Origin of the sequence: Pantoea sp. PSNIH1, assembly GCF_007680655.1 — a bacterium.
GTDB lineage: Bacteria > Pseudomonadota > Gammaproteobacteria > Enterobacterales > Enterobacteriaceae > Pantoea > Pantoea eucrina.
This window is the reverse complement of record NZ_VEIP01000004.1, coordinates 321,918-342,274: the sequence shown is the minus strand read 5'-3', so window position 1 is coordinate 342,274 and position 20,357 is coordinate 321,918. Positions and strand designations below refer to the sequence as shown.

General features: G+C 51.4%; 19 protein-coding genes. 9 read left to right on the top strand and 10 right to left on the bottom strand.

Annotated elements, in window-relative coordinates; all coding sequences use genetic code 11:
• Positions 1–63: 63 nt before the first annotated feature.
• Together FS690_RS13050 and FS690_RS13045 are read right to left on the bottom strand one after the other, a co-directional pair.
• Positions 64–855: an AraC family transcriptional regulator gene (locus FS690_RS13050; RefSeq protein WP_145339742.1), complete on the bottom strand. Its 792-nt coding sequence runs from the start codon at positions 853–855 to the stop codon at positions 64–66.
• Positions 856–859: 4 nt separating this feature from the next.
• Positions 860–1,156 (bottom strand): chorismate mutase, encoded by a 297-nt coding sequence (locus FS690_RS13045; protein WP_145339741.1) that lies wholly within the window; start codon positions 1,154–1,156, stop codon positions 860–862.
• A gap of 341 nt (positions 1,157–1,497) precedes the next feature.
• Between FS690_RS13045 and FS690_RS13040 the strand changes: the two genes are divergently transcribed.
• Positions 1,498–1,788, top strand: coding sequence for a hypothetical protein (locus FS690_RS13040; RefSeq protein WP_145339740.1), 291 nt, complete (start codon positions 1,498–1,500; stop codon positions 1,786–1,788).
• Positions 1,789–1,893: 105 nt separating this feature from the next.
• Here the strand turns inward: FS690_RS13040 and FS690_RS13035 are convergent, their stop codons facing one another.
• Together FS690_RS13035 and FS690_RS13030 are read right to left on the bottom strand one after the other, a co-directional pair.
• Complete coding sequence (locus FS690_RS13035; RefSeq protein WP_108569767.1) at positions 1,894–2,331, bottom strand: VOC family protein; 438 nt, start codon at positions 2,329–2,331, stop codon at positions 1,894–1,896.
• A gap of 570 nt (positions 2,332–2,901) precedes the next feature.
• A complete protein-coding gene (locus FS690_RS13030; RefSeq protein WP_255471498.1) occupies positions 2,902–3,459 on the bottom strand; it encodes a histidine phosphatase family protein in 558 nt (185 codons plus the stop codon).
• Positions 3,460–4,092: 633 nt separating this feature from the next.
• Between FS690_RS13030 and FS690_RS13025 the strand changes: the two genes are divergently transcribed.
• From FS690_RS13025 to FS690_RS13000, 6 genes are all read left to right on the top strand, one after another.
• Positions 4,093–5,079, top strand: a complete 987-nt coding sequence (locus tag FS690_RS13025; protein WP_065647618.1) for an autoinducer 2 ABC transporter substrate-binding protein — start codon at positions 4,093–4,095, stop codon at positions 5,077–5,079.
• Between the two features lie 255 nt (positions 5,080–5,334).
• The gene (locus tag FS690_RS13020) at positions 5,335–6,849 is read left to right on the top strand and encodes a sugar ABC transporter ATP-binding protein (RefSeq protein ID WP_370512309.1); all 1,515 of its coding nucleotides are present in this window, start codon (positions 5,335–5,337) and stop codon (positions 6,847–6,849) included.
• Positions 6,842–7,831, top strand: coding sequence for an ABC transporter permease (locus tag FS690_RS13015; protein WP_071668181.1), 990 nt, complete (start codon positions 6,842–6,844; stop codon positions 7,829–7,831). Before FS690_RS13020 ends, FS690_RS13015 begins: the two co-directional genes overlap by 8 nt.
• A gap of 1 nt (position 7,832) precedes the next feature.
• Positions 7,833–8,786, top strand: a complete 954-nt coding sequence (locus FS690_RS13010; RefSeq protein WP_071668180.1) for an ABC transporter permease — start codon at positions 7,833–7,835, stop codon at positions 8,784–8,786.
• A 29-nt stretch (positions 8,787–8,815) separates the two neighbouring features.
• Positions 8,816–10,456, top strand: coding sequence for an FGGY-family carbohydrate kinase (locus tag FS690_RS13005; RefSeq protein WP_071668179.1), 1,641 nt, complete (start codon positions 8,816–8,818; stop codon positions 10,454–10,456).
• The gene (locus tag FS690_RS13000; protein ID WP_071668178.1) at positions 10,453–11,061 is read left to right on the top strand and encodes an SIS domain-containing protein; all 609 of its coding nucleotides are present in this window, start codon (positions 10,453–10,455) and stop codon (positions 11,059–11,061) included. Before FS690_RS13005 ends, FS690_RS13000 begins: the two co-directional genes overlap by 4 nt.
• 202 nt (positions 11,062–11,263) lie before the next feature.
• Here FS690_RS13000 and FS690_RS12995 read toward each other — a convergent pair whose 3' ends face one another.
• Both FS690_RS12995 and FS690_RS12990 read right to left on the bottom strand, forming a co-directional pair.
• The gene (locus FS690_RS12995; RefSeq protein WP_071668176.1) at positions 11,264–11,842 is read right to left on the bottom strand and encodes a DUF4142 domain-containing protein; all 579 of its coding nucleotides are present in this window, start codon (positions 11,840–11,842) and stop codon (positions 11,264–11,266) included.
• A 430-nt stretch (positions 11,843–12,272) separates the two neighbouring features.
• Positions 12,273–13,367 (bottom strand): NADH:flavin oxidoreductase, encoded by a 1,095-nt coding sequence (locus FS690_RS12990; protein ID WP_104085724.1) that lies wholly within the window; start codon positions 13,365–13,367, stop codon positions 12,273–12,275.
• 102 nt (positions 13,368–13,469) lie between these two features.
• Between FS690_RS12990 and FS690_RS12985 the strand changes: the two genes are divergently transcribed.
• A complete protein-coding gene (locus FS690_RS12985) occupies positions 13,470–14,354 on the top strand; it encodes a LysR family transcriptional regulator (RefSeq protein ID WP_145339738.1) in 885 nt (294 codons plus the stop codon).
• Between the two features lie 435 nt (positions 14,355–14,789).
• The gene (locus FS690_RS12980; protein ID WP_233207436.1) at positions 14,790–15,590 is read left to right on the top strand and encodes a sugar phosphate isomerase/epimerase; all 801 of its coding nucleotides are present in this window, start codon (positions 14,790–14,792) and stop codon (positions 15,588–15,590) included.
• A gap of 6 nt (positions 15,591–15,596) precedes the next feature.
• On the opposite strand, the gene FS690_RS12975 is transcribed toward FS690_RS12980, so the two are convergent.
• The 4 genes from FS690_RS12975 to FS690_RS12960 form a co-directional block, all read right to left on the bottom strand.
• Positions 15,597–16,577 (bottom strand): LacI family DNA-binding transcriptional regulator, encoded by a 981-nt coding sequence (locus tag FS690_RS12975; protein WP_071668173.1) that lies wholly within the window; start codon positions 16,575–16,577, stop codon positions 15,597–15,599.
• A 97-nt stretch (positions 16,578–16,674) separates the two neighbouring features.
• Positions 16,675–17,826 carry a Gfo/Idh/MocA family protein gene (locus tag FS690_RS12970; protein ID WP_145339737.1) on the bottom strand — a complete coding sequence of 384 codons (1,152 nt, stop codon included), beginning with the start codon at positions 17,824–17,826 and terminating at the stop codon, positions 16,675–16,677.
• Positions 17,827–17,838: 12 nt separating this feature from the next.
• Complete coding sequence (locus tag FS690_RS12965; protein WP_071668171.1) at positions 17,839–18,894, bottom strand: sugar phosphate isomerase/epimerase; 1,056 nt, start codon at positions 18,892–18,894, stop codon at positions 17,839–17,841.
• Between the two features lie 16 nt (positions 18,895–18,910).
• The gene (locus FS690_RS12960) at positions 18,911–20,149 is read right to left on the bottom strand and encodes an MFS transporter (RefSeq protein WP_145339736.1); all 1,239 of its coding nucleotides are present in this window, start codon (positions 20,147–20,149) and stop codon (positions 18,911–18,913) included.
• Positions 20,150–20,357: the final 208 nt, after the last annotated feature.

Genomic DNA, 20,357 nt, shown 5'->3' with positions numbered 1-20,357 from the left:
ATTGCTGCAGTATTTGATTAAGAGGCTTTTTCTGTCTTGAATAAAATTGCAACGCAGAGGCGGCTAAATTTTCGGATTTTGTTGCGCGTAGAGGCCCGGCGTATAGCCATAACTGCGAACAAACAGACGGGTCATGTGGCTTTGATCCGCAAACCCGCCCGCAATGGCGGCATCAACAAGGTTCATGCCGCCCCTGATAAGCTTTCGAACCAGTGACAGGCGTCGCTGCAAAAGATAGGCATGCGGGGTCATTCCACAGTAACGCGCAAAAGCGCGTAAAAACGTAAACTGCCCGAGTCCGGCAATTGACGCCAGCTCAGTAAGAGATATGGCACTCCCCGGTGCGTCATCCATTTTTTCCTTCGCGTACAGCACGCCTTTTATGGGCATTTTCATCTGAGACCGGGGCATTTGGGCCAATGCGTTAGTCAGAATTAACAATGCCTCATCCGCAGCCAGCTTTTTTATATCACCATTACCACTGATAATTGCCTGATGTAATTGATTAAAAATTTTTGCTATGCCGGCATTCGTTGATACAGGCAGCGCAAATTCGCCGCTGGCAAATTTACCTTCGGAAATATCGATAAAGCATCGATTAATTAGCTCAGTGTCAAAATAAAGCATCCGCCAGGCTCGCGAGCCATCGAGAGGCGCCCCATCATGAACTTCTCCCGGGTTAACAGTGATGACATCTCCCGCATTCGACTCGACATATCCGCGCCCACTGAAGGATTTTTGCCCGCCGCTGTCCATCAAACCAATACCGAACTGGTCGTGAGTATGCCGCCCGAATGAGATATCGCTGTTAGCGTTAACAGTTATGGGTAGAAGCTCAATGGTATGTTGACGCATGATGTCAGCCTTTCTCCTGTCGCAATTGGTCGTGTTGATCGAGTTCATAATTGATGAACGCGCCGATCATAGCCCGGTAGACCTTTTCGATAATTACTGTGGGAAGTCCTGCTTCAGTCGCCTGTTTACTTACCTTATCGATGACCTGCTGAACGCGGTCTGGAGCACGCACGGCTGAATGGTCACTTTTGAAAGCAGCTGCAGCTTTAACACAATGACTGCGTTGCGCAATCATTTTAACCAGTTCGCTGTCAATCTGATCAATACGATTCCTGACTTCCTCAATTGACGAAGAATTCACTTTAAACCACCTGACTAGTACATGAGTACGATAGATTACATAAATATTCGGTTTAAAACAGGTTTAAATTTGTAAAGTCTGCCTGAAAGACAATAAATCAAAGAATTCAATCGAGAATAAGCGGTTATGGAGAGTGCGATAAAAAGGATAGGGCCGAATGTCTGCTTCTCGCTCTTTGCGGACGTTAAGGTACGCAGCGGGCTGAGTTCTCCCGGAGTTGATCGGGACGGGGCTCAGAACAGTAAGCGCATTTGCTTAGGACATATCTCAATTGCCCGTTATTTGTTCAGAAACACCTATAATTTAAGTTATCTTAAATTACACATCTGTCAGGTATCGCTATGGCCAGTTATACAGTCCGGATTGAGCTAAAGGAGCAGACCGAAAAAGCGCACATTGAGCTGATGTTTGCCATGCTTGAGAACGGTTTTTCACGAAGCGTCGTCTGCAGGCGGGGGTTCACATATGCCCTGCCGACGGACGAGTTCGTCTACGTGGGTTCTGAAAAGATTACGGATTTAATGAGCCGGATATGCACCCTGCTGAGCAGCTTCAGTGAGGCGCCCGTCGTGCTGATAACCGGTGCCGGAGAGCGGTGCTGGTCAGGACTGCGTGTGATTGACCTTGAATAGTCCAGCCCTGTTCAGCAGCTCCGGCCGTCGCGCTGCAGAATGATGCCTGACCCGGCGACCGCCTGCATGTGCGTCATACCAGTACGCGGTGACACGATGTGGACTTTATTGACCCTGCTCCATCAACTCTAGTGTCTGTCCATCGGGGCTTTGTAAATAGATTACTCTGGTTCCCTGCATGGGGCCTGATAAGATTGTCTGAGGTTTACCTGGTGTCTTCCAGCCATACTCAGATGCTTTACTCAAGAGCGTATCAATATCCTCAACTATAAATGCAAGGTGAGCATAGCCAGGGATATAAGGTACTGAAGGTTCTTCTGGCTGTTTGATGTTATCGTATTGCAGTAATTCAATTTTGATGCCAGCCAGTTCAAGCAACGCCATTCGCACATCAGCGCCCCTTGCGCCTGTCACTTCATCAATGATAGGCCCAGACATTTTTCCTTCGCGTAATAACTTTGCGCCAAGAATATCAGTCCAGAAAAATAATGACTCTTCAATGCTTCTGACTGAAAATCCGACGTGATCTGCTTTTTTTATCATACAATTACCTGCTGTGCGCGACTGCATCGTAAACCAATATCAATTATAGAAAACCTGAATGTTCGCTGTGAGCAAACATATCTGAATGGCTTAATTGAACATACTACTGTCCGGACCCGGGTACTGCTGTTGCAGTCAGAAAAGATTCTATTCCTGTATGCTTAGACACCCTGGACGACGTGCTCCGGAGAACAGAAAAACCGTTGAGCTGATTTCTATGTCAGAACTACGCGGTCACGGCCCGGCGTTGGGTAGAGCAGCTCTCACCGGTCCGGCCGTAAAAATGACGATGCAGGTTATCTTTGTGGTTGCGGATTCTGAGCGTGCATATGCAGGTATAGCGCGTGCTAAGGCATCAGGAAGGTGATCCTGACGTAGAGAGCATATGTGTTTCTTAACATTCAGAAGGGGCAGAAAGCATACATGTCCCCAGACAAGCAGCACAACGACTGATAGTATAATTTTCAATCAAAACGAACCGTAGCGGTTGTATCTGTTTGTTGTGTGCCGGAAACGAAACGACTCATTTCCAATGTCTGAACAGGCCAGATATGCCCTTTCCATATTTACTTACTGAAGCCTGTAGCTACTTGCGTTCCAGTAACCACTACCCTGACAACGATATTCTTTAAAACCCAATGACCTCAGTTCCCTTGCAATTAGCCGATTCATTACTCCATGTCCCATAAGCAGCACGGGACCGTCAGATCTTTTTGCAAACGCTGCAAGGATACCCGCAGCCTGAATAGCACGTTTCTTTGCTGTTCCGACGCGCTCTACGTCACGGGATATGCCGCATAACCACATGACGCGGAAAAAAACAGCCCATACGGTCGGTGATAGCCTGAAACCGGGCATAGGAAATACCGGCAGATCTGCTTCCCTGAAAACCTCATCAATGACATCCGGTTCAAGGTCTAATGCTTTCAGGGAAGAAAGTGCTCTGGGAAGAGGGCTACTGAGGATTTGCGATGCGCTGAACGCCAATGATTCACTGGACTCAGGCGGTATATCTTCTCCTGTATCAGAACGATCATAATCTGCAATCCAGTTGGACATTTCACGGCTCGTTACTTTCGCAGAGCCTGTAAAAGCGGGCTTTCCATGACGCATTAAAATAATTTCCATACAACGCTTCTTGCTTATGGTCCTTCCAGGCGGTCAGACTAACGCGATAAACATATGACGCACCACTACTTTGTCCAGGATTGATACTGATCGATGAGATGATATGTCAGGTGATAATCACTGTATGAAAAAGTAAATACCTTAATACACACCTCACACCGTCATGATGTCCGCTTCTCGCCCATAGCGGACATCAGCCCGATGTCAGTCCGCTTAGCGCCACAACCGGACGGTTTACGTCGCTTCCCGGTTTGCCGCAAGGCGAAACCGGGGTCTGCCCGCTGCCTTCGTGACCCTGTTCACACTCTGTTCAAATAAAAAGCATAGCCGCTACCAGAATGATGATAAAAACACCGCCGATGGTCCGTTAAGTTAATTTATTGTTAATATATTGATTAATTTATGTTAATAAAATGCAGGTTTTCGGCCCCGTAGAATAGCAACCCGACTCAAAACGGATTTTTATAACTTATTTTTTACATAAAAAACCATTAAATTTAACAAATGTGGGCATTGCTCACATTTCGCTCAAGGGCGAGCGAAAAGCGATACCCCCTTACGTTAATCTCAGAACGTGGATGTGAAAGCTGTCGCCTGTCCCCTTTATCAGAACCTCATAAGAAAGGTACCGAAATGAAATTTAACCTCGCATTAGTCAGTGCATGTGTGGTTTCAGCATGCATGTTATTTACAACACCTTCATTTGCCGCCAAACCTTACGATATCGCCGTCGTTGCCAAAGTTACGGGCATTCCCTGGTTTACCCGTATGGAGGTCGGCGTAAAAGAAGCCGCGCAGAAACTGGATGTCAACGCATACCAGGTCGGTGCGTCTACCCCGGATCCGGCCCAGCAGGTCAAAGTTATTGAAGATTTGATCGCTAAAAAAGTTAACGCAATCATTGTGGTACCCAATGACGCTAAAGTGCTGGAACCGGTGCTGAAAAAAGCCCGCGATCAGGGCATCGTGGTATTAACGCATGAATCGCCGGATCAGCAAATTGGCCAGTGGGATGTCGAAACCATCGACAGCCAGAAATATGCTCAGGCCAACATGGATGAGCTGGCAAAAGATATGGGTGGCAAAGGGGGTTACGCCATTTATGTCGGCTCTCTGACCGTGCCATTGCACAATGCGTGGGCGGATGCTGCGATTAAATATCAGAAAGAGAAGTATCCGGACATGCATGAAGTGACTTCACGTCTGCCGGTGGCCGAAAATATTGATAAGTCATACTCCACCACGCTGGATTTAATGAAAACCTACCCTGACCTGAAGGGGATTATCGGTTTCGGCTCGCTCGGTCCTATCGGTGCCGGTCAGGCTGTTCAGCAGAAACGTGCAAAAAACAAAATTGCAGTTGTCGGTATCGCTATGCCAGGCCAGGCGGCTCCTTACCTGATGCGCGGTGATATTAAGAAAGTTCTGCTGTGGGATCCGAAAGATGCCGGTTACGCCCTGGTGACAGTTGCCGATCAGCTGCTTCAGGGTAAAGAGGTGACTAAAGAGCTGAGTATTGAAAAATTGGGCAAAGCCGATGTAGATATGGACAAAAAAGTGATCCGCTTTAATAAAATTCTTGAAGTCACACCAGAGAATGCGAAATCACTTGGCTTCTGATGGGCCATTTTAATTATTTTATTTTCCGGAGATATATTATCTCCCGCGCTACACCAGGCAAATAGAAACAGATACGGCGTTGTATGCTGTGCTGTATCTGAATTTCTACTGAGAGATTGAAAACCTATATCCTGTATAACCCGGATTGGGTGTGCATGAATTCCTGCGATCACATCCGTCAGTGATCCGCAGGAGTAAGTGCAGCCAAAGCCCCAGCCCGAATATAACCGGTATGCTTAAGGACCTGTGATGGATATGCTCAACGCGCCCCCTGCCCCTGCTGAAGCCTTTATCAGTCTTGAGAAGATCAGTAAAAAATTCCCCGGCGTATTAGCACTGGATAATGTCAGCCTGACGCTTAATAAAGGCGAAGTACATTGTCTGGCCGGTCAGAATGGCTGTGGTAAAAGCACGATAATTAAAGTTATTTCCGGCGTCTATCAGCCGGAAAAAGGTGCGACGATTACGCTGGACGGAAAACTATTTCATACCCTGACGCCGCAGCTCTCTTCCTGGTACGGTATTCAGGTTATTTATCAGGATCTGTCCCTCTTTCCAAATTTATCGGTAGCCGAAAATATTGCTATTAACCGTTATCTCCCGGGCGGTGATTTTTGGGTACATCGTGAGTCAATGCGCAAAAAGGCTGTGGCGGCGATGCAACGGGTCGGCGTTTCTCTGGATCCGGATCGTAAAGTAGAAAAGCTTTCAATCGCCGACCGCCAGTTAGTGGCAATATGCCGCGCCATCGCCGCTGATGCCACGCTGGTGATCATGGATGAACCCACGGCCTCACTGACCCGAACCGAGGTCAATGGCCTGCTGCGGGTAGTAAGTGAGCTGAAAGCCGCCGGTATCTGCGTGGTGTTTGTCAGCCACCGTCTGGATGAAGTAATGGAAGTGGCTGACCGTATCAGCGTGATGCGCGACGGCAAACTGGTCGGCACCTGGCCGGCGAGCGAACTCGACAGCAACGAGCTGGCGTTCCTGATGACCGGTCAGCGCTTTACCTACAGCCACCTGCCGCACCGGGCACCTGCCGAAGTTACGCCGTTACTGGAGATCAGCCATCTGAGCCGCAAGGGTCAGTATCATGATATCTCGCTGTCGCTGCGCCAGGGCGAGATCGCATCGATTGTTGGTCTGCTCGGTTCAGGGCGTACGGAACTCTGCCTGAGTCTGTTTGGCATGAGTCAACCAGACAGCGGCGAGATCCGCATCAACGGTAATACGGTGAAATTCCACTCTAACCGCGATGCTATCCGGCACGGTATTGCCTATGTGTCAGAAGACCGTTTGACGCAGGGGCTGATAATGGAGCAATCCATTTACGATAACACGCTGGTATCCATTTTCGACAAGCTGCATACCCGCGCAGGATTGATGGATCATCACAAAGCCGCCCTGGTAGTAAAAGAGCTGATCCGCGATCTGAACATTAAAGTTTCGGACAGCAGTTTACCCGTGAAGACGCTTTCCGGCGGTAATGCACAGCGTATCGCCATCGCCAAATGGGTGGCGACGCAGCCACGTATCCTGATCCTCGATTCGCCGACGGTCGGTGTGGATATTGCCAACAAAGAGGGAATTTACCGCATCGCACGCGATCTGGCGGAGTCCGGCATGGCGGTGCTGATGATTTGCGATGAGATCCCGGAAGCGTATTACAACAGCCATCGCGTGCTGGTAATGCGCAAAGGTAAACTGGTAGCGGAATTTGCGCCGCATCAGAGCAGCGAAGCGCAGATTGCGGAGGTGATTAATGGGTAATAAATCGCTCTCAAAACTGTTTTCACAGCACGAATTCTGGCTGGGATTACTGGTTCTGCTGTTGGTGATTGGTCTGAGCGTCCGCACCAGCGAATTTATGACGCTGGGTAACCTGACGGACGTCGCCACCAGCTACGCCATTCTCGGCATTCTGGCCTGCGGTCTGTTTGTGGTGCTGATCGCCGGAGGTATCGACATCTCCTTCCCGGCCGTAACATCCATCGGCCAATACGTTATGGCGAGTTACATCATCCATCACGGTGGCAGCTTCCCACTGGCATTTGCTCTGTCGATGGGTACCGGTTTGCTACTTGGGCTGGTCAACGGTTTTCTGGTTTACTGGCTGCGCGTGCCGGCCATCATCATCACCATCGCCACACTGAACCTGTTCTACGGTTTGCTGGTGTATCTCACTAACGGCACCTGGCTGTACGGTTTCCCCGACTGGTTTATGAACGGCATTAACTGGTTCTCCTTCACCGCCGCCGACGGCTACGACTATGGCCTCACTCTGCCGCTTCTCAGCCTGCTGGGGGTGATCATCGCCACCGGGGTACTGATGAACCGGACCCGCGTGGGTCGCCAGATTTACGCTATGGGCAGCAATCGTGATGCTGCTTCGCGTCTTGGTCTGAATATTTTGCGGCTGCATTTCTACGTCTACGGTTTTATGGGTTTGCTGGCGGGAATTGCTGCCGTGGTGCAGGCGCAAATCACTCAGTCAGTCGCGCCTAACTCCCTGCTCGGTTATGAGCTGACGGTCCTTGCCGCTGTAGTTTTAGGCGGTACCAGCATGACCGGCGGGCGTGGTTCGCTGACCGGCACCATTCTGGGCGTGATGCTGCTGGCCTTCCTGCAGAATGGTTTGACCTTACTCAGCATTTCAGCTTACTGGCATCAGGTATTCAGCGGCGTAATCATTCTGGTCAGCATCAGCAGCACCGCGTGGAATGAAAAACGCAAACTGGCAAAGGGAATGTGACATGACAACCATAAACCGACTCTTCCCCGGCGACCGCATCATTCGTTTGCAGTTACTGATTATCGTAGCCGTTGCCGTACTGTTTTCGTTCACGCTGGGCGGCAGCTTCTACAGCGTCGGCAATTTCCAGTCAATCGCTTCACAGTTACCGATTCTGGGCATGCTGGCGCTGGGGATGGGCATTACCATGCTTACCGGCGGTATCAACCTTTCGATCATTGCCGGTGCCAATGCCTGTTCGCTGGTGATGGCGGCCATTCTGGTGGCCCACCCTGACCAGCCGCACTATTTCGCACTGGCGATGCTCGCTGGACTGGCCGTAGCGGTAGTCATTGGCGTGCTCAATGGTGCGCTGATCGCATATATCGGCGTTTCGCCGATTCTGGCGACGCTCGGTACTATGACACTTATCGCCGGGCTGAATATTCTGCTGACCAACGGCACAGTGCTTTCCGGTTTTCCAGCGGCCATTCAGTATCTCAGTAACGGTAGCCTGATGGGCATTCCGGTTGCGCTGCTGTTATTCCTGCTGGTAGCACTGCTGCTGTGGGTCCTGCTGGAACATACCACGCTGGGTCGCAGCCTGTATCTGATGGGCTCCAATGAACAGGCTACGCGCTTTAGCGGTGTTAATACGCACAAAGTCACCATCGCAGTGTACGTGCTTTCGGCGCTGCTCGGATGGGGTGCAGCACTGCTGATGATGTCCAAATTTAACTCGGCGAAAGCGGGTTACGGCGATGCCTATTTACTGGTGACCATTCTGGCCTCTGTGCTCGGCGGAATTAACCCTGACGGCGGTTTTGGCCGGGTCCTCGGGCTGGTGCTGGCGCTAATCGTTCTGCAAATGCTGGAGAGCGGCCTGAATCTGATGGGCGTCAGCAGTTACCTGACCATGGCGCTGTGGGGATGCGTTCTGATCCTGTTTATCGCTCTGCAAAACAGAAAATCATAAGCGAAAGCTTTCTAAAAAAAGGAAAGAACATGGCGAGTTATTTTATCGGCGTAGACGTAGGAACCGGCAGCGCCCGCGCAGGGGTTTTCGATATGAGTGGTCGTATGCTCGGTCAGGCCAGCCGTGAGATCACATTATACCGCCCGAAAGCCGATTTTGTTGAGCAATCTTCCGACGAGATCTGGCAGGCCGTTTGTAACGCGGTAAGAGACGTAGTCAGTCAGGCGGATATTAACCCGATTCAGGTGAAAGGCATCGGTTTTGACGCGACCTGCTCGCTGGTGGTGCTGGATAAAGAGGGCAATCCCCTGACTGTCAGCCCATCAGGACGCAGTGAACAAAATATTATTGTATGGATGGATCATCGCGCCATCACTCAGGCAGAACGCATCAATGCCACCGGCCATCGCGTACTGGAGTTTGTCGGCGGGATTATCTCTCCGGAGATGCAGACACCCAAACTGCTCTGGCTAAAACAGCACATGCCGACCACCTGGAGCAACGTCGGACATCTGTTCGACCTGCCTGATTTTCTTACCTGGCGCGCCACGCAGGACCCCACGCGCTCGTTATGTTCCACCGTCTGCAAATGGACATATATCGGTCACGAAGACCGCTGGGATCCCGGCTATTTTCGTCAGATCGGTCTGGACGATTTGCTGGAAAACAACGCATCAAAAATCGGCAGCGAAGTGAAAGCTATGGGTGAGCCGCTGGGGCATGGGCTGACACAGCGCGCTGCCGCAGAGATGGGACTGATAGCGGGTACCGCAGTCAGCGTCTCGATTATTGATGCTCACGCAGGCAGTCTTGGCATTCTTGGCGCCAGTGGTGTATCCGGCGAATCAGCGGATTTTGACAACCGCATCGCACTCATTGGCGGCACATCTACGGCGCATATGGCGATGTCGCGTAGCGCGCGCTATATCGGCGGCATCTGGGGGCCGTATTATTCGGCAATTCTGCCGGATTACTGGTTGAATGAAGGCGGACAATCCACTACCGGCGCGTTGATTGATCATGTGATTCAGTCGCATCCCTGCTATCAGGATCTGCTTAAACAGGGTAAAGACAGCGGTAAAAACATCTATGAGGTTCTCAACGGCATTCTGCGCAGCATGGCGGGCGAATCAGAGAATATTGCGTTTCTGACTAAAGACATTCATATGCTGCCCTATTTTCACGGCAATCGCTCACCGCGCGCCAACCCGACGCTGACTGGCACGCTGACGGGCCTGAAATTATCACGTACGCCGGAAGACATGGCGCTGCATTACCTCGCCACCATTCAGGCGCTGGCGCTTGGCACTCGCCACATTATTGAAACCATGAACCAGAATGGTTACTGCATTGATACTATGATGGCGTGTGGTGGCGGCATCAAAAACCCAATCTTTGTGCAGGAGCATTCCAATGCGACGGGCTGCGCGATGCTGTTGCCGGAAGAGAGTGAAGCGATGCTGCTTGGCAGCGCAATGATGGGCACCGTCGCGGCGGGCGCTTATGAATCGTTGCCAGAAGCGATGGCTGCCATGAGCCGCATTGGTAAGACCATCACGCCACAGACAAACAAAATCAAAGAGTATTACGATCGTAAGTACCGCGTCTTCCATGAGATGTATCACGACAGTATGAAATACCGGCATCTGATGCAGGGGGAAACGCAATGAATGCGGATGAAGAATTTGCCCTGGCGTGTCAGGGCTGGCAGACCTACAGTCAGGAGTTACTGGCGCTGCAGCTTCATCTCAATGCCGCGACCTGGCAGCAGCTGCTGATGCTGATCACCGGCTGCAAGGGAAAAATTGCCGTGACGGGCGTTGGCACCTCGGGCATCGCCGCCCGAAAAATCGCCCACATGCTGGCATGCGTCGAGCAGCCGGCAGTGTATCTCAGCGCTACCGATGCGGCCCATGGCGATCTGGGCTTCATGCGCAGCAACGACCTGATGATCCTGATATCGCGAGGCGGCAACTCTGAAGAACTGACGCGCCTGCTACCGACGCTTAAAACCAAAGGCGTGACGATTATTAGCGTGACGGAGAACCCGGACTCAGCCATTGCCCGCGCCGCCACGCTGGTGGTTAAAACACATATCCAGCGTGAAATCGACCCGCTTAATATGTTAGCCACTACCTCTATTGTGCTGGTGCTGGCGGTGTTTGATGCGCTGTGCGGCAACATTATGCTGCGTAACGGCTTCGATCAGAAGCGGCTGCTGAACGTTCATCCGGGTGGCAATGTTGGTAAAACGTTGCGCGAACAGGATGTGTGAACAGGACGTTAATTGTTTTATCTCATCTGGTCCGTCAGCCATACCCGCCAGTAGATATGCCGCGTGCGAGCGGTTATACCAACGATAAAACCGGGTAATAGCCCGGTTTGTCCCTTTGTCAGCAATCTCGCTTATAGAGTATTACCGGCTGCGCTTTTTTCCGCAACGCCATCAACGCAGGTTGCGGGAGCGCGCAAGATAGTTATTTACCGGCTTGTGACATCTGTTCGGCAGACTTCAGATGCTCTTCAACAACCGGCGTGTGTGCGTCAGCCAGTGCTTTGACATCGGGATCCTTAATCATTTTGGCGTCACTCTGCAGGGTCGACAGCACCATCTTGTGATCTTTCGTGCCGGCGTTAGTCATATACATCTTGTCAAATGCGGCACCGCTCTGTTTTTCCAGCTGAGCGGCCATCGTTTTGTGCTTCGCATCCGGTTCAGTCGGCAGCGTTACGCCTTTTTGCCCGGCGACCGTCTGAACTTTGGTCAGCGCAGCGCTGTGATCGTCTACCATTTTTTGTGCATAGGCCTTCACTTCGCTGCTTTCCGCTTTCGTCAGCGCAATTTTGCCGGCAGCGACTTCATTGATATTAGCCTGCGCCATATCCTTCAGCGCTTTTTCATCGCTGGCGCTCAGTTTGCCGCCCGCTGCGCTCTGGCCTGCAGCACCATCCTGCACGGTGCTGGCTGGCGTCTGAGCATATACGCCAGCTGTGCTGAACATGGCGACAACTGCTGACAGAACCAGTACTGTTTTCAACGTTTTATTCTTATGCATATTATTCTCCAGAATATCGATGAGGTGGCTGACGTCTGGCTATTAACCATACGCAGCCATGCAGGGAAATCAGAAGTGCATTAATCAGTATAGACAGTGATAAAGAGAGGGGATTTTACCGCGCTAAATTCCGCGCAATCTATTGGAGACAGGTCACGATAAGATCATTTAAAGCGAGCCGCAAAAAAACCAGCTCGTGTTAAAAAATACAATGAAGATATTTTATATTAATTAACTGAACAGGCAGGTTTTATATCAGTCCGGGCCTCCCTGGTAATAAGACCCGGACTTTTCAGACAGAACGTTTACTCATTCAGCAGGGGCAACCTGCTCACGGATGCGTAAAGATGCCATGCATCTCAAAAAAAATAGTTTTCTTTGTTCCGTCATCCACTATTTATCTTCTGATATCACCTGCGCAGATTGAATATCAGATCTGTTCTTTTTCCTTTATGTCCGCAACTGGCGAAAGAATATCCTCAGGCAGACTCTCAAGCGGTAAATTGCTCTCAACTTTGTGAGGCCAGTCAGGATTAGCCAGCGCAGCCTTACCGATAGCAACAAAATCAGCGCCCATACCGAGCAGTTGTTCTGCCAGCTTACCATCATCAAGGCCGCCATTAGCGATAATCACAGTATCCGGAGCCGCTTCCCGCGCAATTTCAACAAGACTTCTCTGACCATCTTCAAACGCAGGCAACCACGATTTGTATTCAGTTATATGAATGTAATCGACGCCGGCTGCGGCAAGCAGAGTAAAAATTGTTCTGGCTCCGCTCTCACCCTCTTTCCATTTATGATGAAAATCATTTACTTTTCCCTGCGAAATTCTGACGCCCAGCACGCTATCCGTACCGATTTCTTTGCGCACCGCGCGGATAACGCTTAGCGTAATAGCCAGACGATTTTCGAGTGTCCCACCCCATTCATCGCTGCGCGCATTGGTATAATCTGTCAGGAACTGGTCAAGCAGATAACCATTAGCCGCATGAATCTCCACTCCATCGAATCCGGCCTTGCTCACGGCCCGCCCGGCGCTATCAGCAAAACTGGTGATAATTGCCTGAATCTGCTGTTCACCCAGTGCCTCAGGTATGCCGTACTCACCAGAACCATGATAGAACTCCAGCTGCTGACCTTTAGGTTTTATGGCTGAAGGCGCCGCGGTACCAGGGCGATAAATATTGTGCTGAGACAGCGCGCCAGCATGGATCAGCTGAGCAATAATGCGCGCACCGGCGTTATGAGAATGCCTGACAATCTGTTTCCAGCCTGATATCTGCTCATCATTAACTATGCCCGGCTGAAACGCATAGGTCTGCGACCATGCCGTATCGATATAGATACCCTCAGTAATCAGGGCGCCAAATCCACCACGCGCAAACCGGGTGTAGTAATTCAGCATCTTTTCTCCCGGCACACCGCTTTCCGAAGCGGAAATACGCGTCATGGGAGCGACCATAATCCGGTTTTTAAATATGACATTTCCAATAGAAGCAGTATCGAACAGTGAAGTATGTGGCATGGAAAATACTCTCAGTTAATTATAATGAATGCCATTATAATAGAGACTGAAGGAGAATATAAACGCGACTTAAAGCATCACTGTATAACGGAATCAGATATAATGAATGTAAAGCATATTGAATTATTCATCGTTCTTGCTGAAACCTGTAACCTGAGCCGGGCTGCGCGAAGACTGGGCATGAGCGCAATGACCGTTTCCCGGCACCTTGCTCAGCTTGAAAAGGATCTGGGCGTACGGCTGTTTCAGCGCACAACCCGTGCTGTGTCGCTAACCAGTGAAGGTGAAGAGTTTCTTCCCTACGCCAGAACTATCACCGAGGCGGAACAAAGCGCCCGGGTCATGTTCAATAATGAAATTGCCGGGGCATCAGGCTTGCTAAAGATGTCGGCTCCGTCAGGTATTGGCCGGCGCAACATTCTGCCCCTGCTTCCGGAATTGATGAAAAAAAATCCAAAATTGAAAATCGATCTCAACCTTAGCGATGACGTGGTTGATATTGTAGGGCAAGGTTATGACGTAGCGATAAGAGTGGCACCACTCAAAGATTCCAATCTGATTGCACATAAACTCAGTAATAACCCGCGTATCCTTTGTGCATCACCAGAATATATTTCGCAATATGGCCAGCCTGTAATTCTGGCAGACCTTTCTGATCACTGGTGTCTCAAAACGGCAATGGTGGCGCAATGGACGTTTATACAGAATACCGCAATCATAAATTATGTTTTTGACCCACGATTCACCTGTAATAGCGTTGAGGGTGTACGATCAATGTGTAAAGCAGGGGCCGGAATTGCTCAGCTGACAAAAGTTGATGTTGAGCAGGAGCTGGCGAAAGGCGAGCTTATCGAAATACCGCTGAAAGATGCAGAGCCACACATGCTGGCAATTTGGGCACTATTGCCAACTAAACGCTATCTTCCCTGCCGCGTAACTCTTTTTCTTGAAGCATTAAAAGTTTCACTGAGCGGGTTATCATCCTGAAGCTAACAGGATTAGCGGCGAAAGAGTGCCTGAAGGTAAAATAGAGCCTGTTATACAGGTGTACAGCGGCACACTATCGAACTATTTCTGAGCAGGCAGACGCAATGCTCTGCCAGATAACCAGGCCCCGAAAGGCCTGTTCAGATTCTGTGGATTCAGGAACATGGATGGAAGGCCTGCCATTCTCCGAAAAATCTGGATAAAAATGATGTGATGACGCGCAATTTTAAATACCGGAAAATCACGCTGCCGCAAATTTCCAGAACCACCCTGCTTTAAGATATGAGTTCAGTCACAAATTTTTGTATCCGTTGAGCATTCCAAAAGTAATCGATTACTTTTTGCGTTACTTTTGTAATCGATTACTTTTTGGAAACGGGAAAAATTATGCTTCGTCACTTAGTCTTTAGCACCTGCCTTCTGGCTTCAACAGCAATGACTTCCACTGCTGCTTTGGCAGTGAATGTGGATGACAGTATCGCTCTGCAGATGTATACCCTGCGCAATGCCGGTCCGGCAGAAAAACAATTTGCCATGGCGCATGATGCCGGGTTTAAGCACGTAGAAATAGTCGGAACGCACGACCTCAGCGCTAAACAGTTAAGCTCCCTGCTGAAAAAGAACGATCTTACCGTTACCTCAGCGCACGTGCAGCTTTCAGCACTGGAAACAAATTACGCCGAAACGGTCGCCTTTAATAAATCAGTTGGCAATAGCACTATCGTTGTCCCATGGATTGAGCCGCAGGATCGTCCTGACAGTTCTCAGGGCTGGATCGACTTTGCCAGACGTCTGGATGCGATGGGAGCAAAACTGCGCCATGATCGCCTGCAACTTGCTTACCACAATCATAACTTTGAAATGAAAAAATATGGGGGTGTAACGGCACTGGAAATTATCCTGAATCACTCTTCACCGGATAATCTCAAACTTGAGATGGACGCAGCCTGGGTATCGCGCGGTGGTCAGGATCCGCTTCGTTTTCTCAACGCCTATCCGGGACGGGTTTATGCCATTCACGCTAAAGACAATGCCTCAATCGGCATCCGGGACGATGAAATGAACTTTGCGCCCTTGGGTGAGGGATTACTGGACTGGTCAGCCATTCTGCCTGCAGCCAAAAACAGCGGCGTAAAGTGGTTTATCATTGAGCATGACAAACCAAAAGACGCGTGGAGCATTATCAGCACGTCACTGCGTAACCTCCGGGCCGCACTGCAAAAACAGCCGCATTAAGATTGTTTATGCGCTGGCTCGCTTAATCAGGTGGCCCTGCAGAATGACGCGTTGCGCCGCGGAGTCAGGCTGGTCTATCTTCTGCTGAATCAGCCTGAAAGCTTCACGGCCAATATCCCTCGAGGGCTGTGCCAGCGTGGTCAGCGGCGGCGAGATCATCTCCGCCAGCTCAGTGCCGTCAAACCCGGCTACCGCTATGTCACCGGGCACGCTATAACCAGAGGCCTGTATTGCCGCCATTGCACCCGCTGCCAGCGTGTCTGATACCGCAAATACCGCATCAGGGATCTCATCAGCGGCAAGCAGAGTCATCATTGCCTGCCTGCCTGCACTGAAACTCAGTTCACTGGCATAGCTGATGCCCTGCCAGTCCAGATTGTGCTCGTCCAGTTGAGACAGATATCCCTGCTGGCGCAGGCGCGCATATTTATAGCTGAGATCGTGATTTATCAGGGCTATACGTCTGCGACCCTGATCCGCCAGATAACCCACCACCTGCTGTGATGCCTCGCTGTCGTTAATGCCGACGCAGGATATGTCACCGGCATCAGCATACTCTGCGCACTGAACCCAGGGCGTATCAGCAATCAGATGGCTCAGCTCCGGCAGCTTGCTAAAAGCGTCCATGGTAATGATACCGTCAACCATTTTCCCCGACAGCAGCTGCAGGCTGGAACGGGAGCGCTCAATGTCCGAACCGGAATTGCACAGAAGAATGCGGTAACCGTTCTTCTCTGCCTCTTCTTCGATGCCTTTGACCACCTCGGCACAAAACGGATTCGAAATGTCGGACACCATAACCAGAATCATTGAGCTGCGCGCGGTGCGCAACTGGCGTGCCAGCAGGTTAGGCTGATAATTACTCGCTTTGATGGCCTGAAGCACTTTTTCGCGGTTGGCGTCTTTAACCGTATCGCTGTTGTTTAATACGCGTGACACCGTTGCAACGGAAACACCCGCCAGACGGGCGATTTTTTGAATGGACATGGAAGGATCCGGACCGAAACATATAGCACACAGGCTACCATAAAACCGCGCGAACAATAAGTTAACCCGGTCTGTGCAGGACGGACCGGGTTGTGTATCAGCAATTAACGCTGACCCAGCGTTGTTCCCTGTGACTCTGCACGATGGCTTCAACGATCGCCATCACCTGAGCACCATCGCGAAAGGTGGCATAGGTGGTATCCTGCGGAGCAGGCGCTCTTCCCTGCTCCACTGCCTGATAAAACTGCTGCATCATGGCGCGGAACGCATCCGGCCAGCCTTCGATGTGTCCCCCGGGAAAACGTGCGCGGCGGGCCACGTCAGGATTCATCAGGGCAGGATCGTCTGACAAAAGCTGGTTAGCCTTATGCCGGTATCCCAGCCACAGCTGCTGGGGCGTTTCCTGATCCCAGGCCAGCGACGCCTGGCTGCCATTCACTTCCAGGCTGAGGCGATTTTTGCGACCGGCTGAAACCTGCGAGACGCTAAAGCTCCCTTTACTGCCGTCATCAAAGCGGAACAGCACAAAGCCCATGTCTTCTGTGGTGACCTCGCGGAACTCATATTGTGCCTCCTCGTTCTGCGTGCCAAAAGTGCCGGCGGCAGCCAGGCTGGCTTTGCGCGTGGGCCAGACTATCGATAAATCGGCCATCACCTCCACGATTTTACGTCCGGTGACAAACTGAATGGTATCGCACCAGTGCGAACCGATATCCGCTACGGCCCGCGAGGCGCCGCCCTTTTCTGCATCCACGCGCCAGTTATAGTCGGTCTCTTCCAGCATCCAGTCCTGCAGGTAGCTACCCTGAGCCGAAAACAAACGCCCCAGCTGCTGGTAGCGCACCATACTGGCTGCCTGCTGTACCATGGCAAACTGGCGATAGACAAAGCTGACCCCGTTTACCACACCCGCCTTTTCAGCCAGCTCAACCAGCTCACGCGCTTCATCCATGGTCATGCACAGAGGCTTTTCAGAGAAAACATGTTTGCCGGCGCTGATGATTTGCCGGTTTATTGCTGCATGGAGATGATTTGGCGTGCAGTTATGCACAGCGTGCAGCCCTTCATGCTGTAAAAACGCCGCGACGTCGCTGTAGGCGTGCGGCACGTTCAGCTCTGCTGCACGCGCCTCGGCCGCGCTCTGGCTGGTATCACAGATGGCCACCACGTTAATGTTGCCGAGACGGCGTAACGCCTCAATATGCGCCGGTCCGATAAAACCGGTGCCGATAATCCCTGTGTTAATCACTTAAATCCCCTCTTATTTCAGACCCAGCTGGGCGCGTACCCCGGCGGTATCCTGTTGTCGTGCGGCGAAGTCGTCAAATGCGCGATCGGCAACCGGAATAATGTGGCGCTGAATAAATTCGGCTCCCTCAAGTGCGCCGGTGTCGCTCTCTTTCAGGCAGCACTCCCACTCGAGCACCGCCCAGCCGTCGTAGTCGTACTGCGCCAGCTTGCTGAAGATCCCTTTGAAATCAACCTGACCGTCGCCCGGTGAGCGGAAACGCCCGGCACGATCGATCCAGCGCTGATAGCCGCCGTACACGCCGCTGCGACCGTTAGGCAGATACTCGGCGTCTTTCACGTGAAACGCTTTGATGCGCTGATGGTAAATATCAATGAACTGCAGATAGTCGATATGCTGCAGCAACAGATGGCTGGGATCGAACAGGATGTTGCAGCGTGGATGATAATTCACCGCCGCCAGAAAACGGTCAAACGTCACGCCATCGTGCAGGTCTTCACCCGGATGAAGCTCGTAACAGAGATCAACGCCGTGACGATCAAACTCTTCCAGAACCGGCAGCCAGCGGCGCGCCAGTTCGGCGAACGCCTCTTCCAGCAGAGCCGGATTGTGCGGCGGCCAGGGATAGACATAGGGCCACGCCAGCGAACCGGAAAAGGTTGCATGCGCGCGCAGCCCCAGCTTTGCCGAAGCCGCCGCAGCCTTTTTTACCGTCTCAATAGCCCAGGCCGTGCGCTTTGCGTTATCTCCGCGTACGTGTTCCGGCGCAAAGCCATCAAATGCCGCATCATGCGCAGGATGAACCGCAATCAGCTGTCCTTCCAGATGCGTTGAAAGCTCGCTGATTTCCAGACCGTATCCTGCCAGTAATGTCGTGACCTCATCGCAATAGGACTGGCTGGCTGCAGCACGCTCAAGGTCAAAAATGGCCGGATGATTACAGGGGATCTGCAATGCCCGATATCCCAGGTCTGCAGCCCATTTCGCCAGCCCCTCCAGCGAATTAAACGGGGCCTGTTGTCCGATAAACTGCGAAAGAAAAATGCCAGGTCCTTTTAACGTTTTCACGTACACCTCCGGTTAATCAAACCGCTTCATCCCGGTATTTAAAGGAGAAGAGGAAAAGAATGGCGATCGCCGCTGCTGCAATAGCCGGGACCCACCAGAACGTTGCCCAGTTTTCTGCCGTGCCCTGGCCGGCAACCAGGTTGTTGTAAAGTGCGCCAGAAATCTGTGAGCCCAGCAGCATGCCAATGCCGTAGGTGAACATCACTACCATGCTCTGCGCCTGCCCCTTGACCTTTTCGCCAGCGATCCTGTCGGTGTAGATGAACCCCACCACGAAAAAGAAGTCGTAGCAGACACCGTGCAGCAGAATGCCCAGGTAGATCAGCGCGCGGCCCTCATCGTTCATACCCATCGCAAACAGCGCATAGCGCACGAACCATGCCAGCATCCCGACCAGCAGCATGTATTTCACGCCGAGGCGGCGGAACAGTAATGGGATCACCAGCATGAAGAAAATTTCAGACATCTGACCGAAGGACATCGCGGTGCTGACATTTGACACGCCGGCGTCTGCCAGCCATGAGGCGGTATAGGCATAGTATGTGCCCAGTGGAATAGAGATCAGGGTGGCGCACAGCGCGAACACAAAAAAGTGCCGGATTTTAAGCAGTGCAAACGCATCCGCGCAGAACAGATCGCGGACCTTTAGCGGTAACCCTTTGGCGGGTGCCGGGGTATGGGGTAGCGTCAGGCTATAGATCGCGAGTGCCACAGAGCAGACCGATGCAACGGTGAAGATCGACGTGCTGGCAGAAATGCCGGCAAACCCAATAAAGATGCCGGCCACAATCCAGCCAATCGTCCCGAACACGCGCACCACCGGAAAACTTTTGTCGCTGCGGGCCAGGCTGTGAAAGGCAATGTTATTGGCAAGCGCCAGGGTGGGCATAAAGCACAGCGTATAACCAAATAACAGGGCGATGAGCAGCGCACCGTTCCCGGCCACCAACGCAGACGGGATAAACCACAGGATCACCGCGCCGGCAAGATTCATTACCGCCATGACTTTTTGCGAAGGAAAGAACCGGTCTACGAGCATGCCCAGCACAAAAGGAGACAGGATCGAGGCTATCGGCCCTGCTGAAAAAGCATCACCAATCAACAACGACATATTATGCTGCGCCATCACCAGCCCGAGCGTAACGGACCAGCTTCCCCAGATAAAAAACTGCATGAACATCATCAATGAGAGGCGAGGGATCAGTAAACGCTGTTGTGCCATTGCCTCCTCCCTGCCTGTTGCTTTAGTAGTCATACTCTCCTCACACTTTAAAGTAATCGATTACATTTTTGAATATGCATAAAGTAATCGATTACAAATTGAGTTTCCGTCTACCTGATCACACATTACATTTAATTACTTCCTGACCCGATTCGTTAAGATGCTGAGTTTCTGACGCAGCGCCTGAGGCAAACACGTTGTTATTCAAAATAGTCAAAACTTGTCTGACAGGCGCAAATTT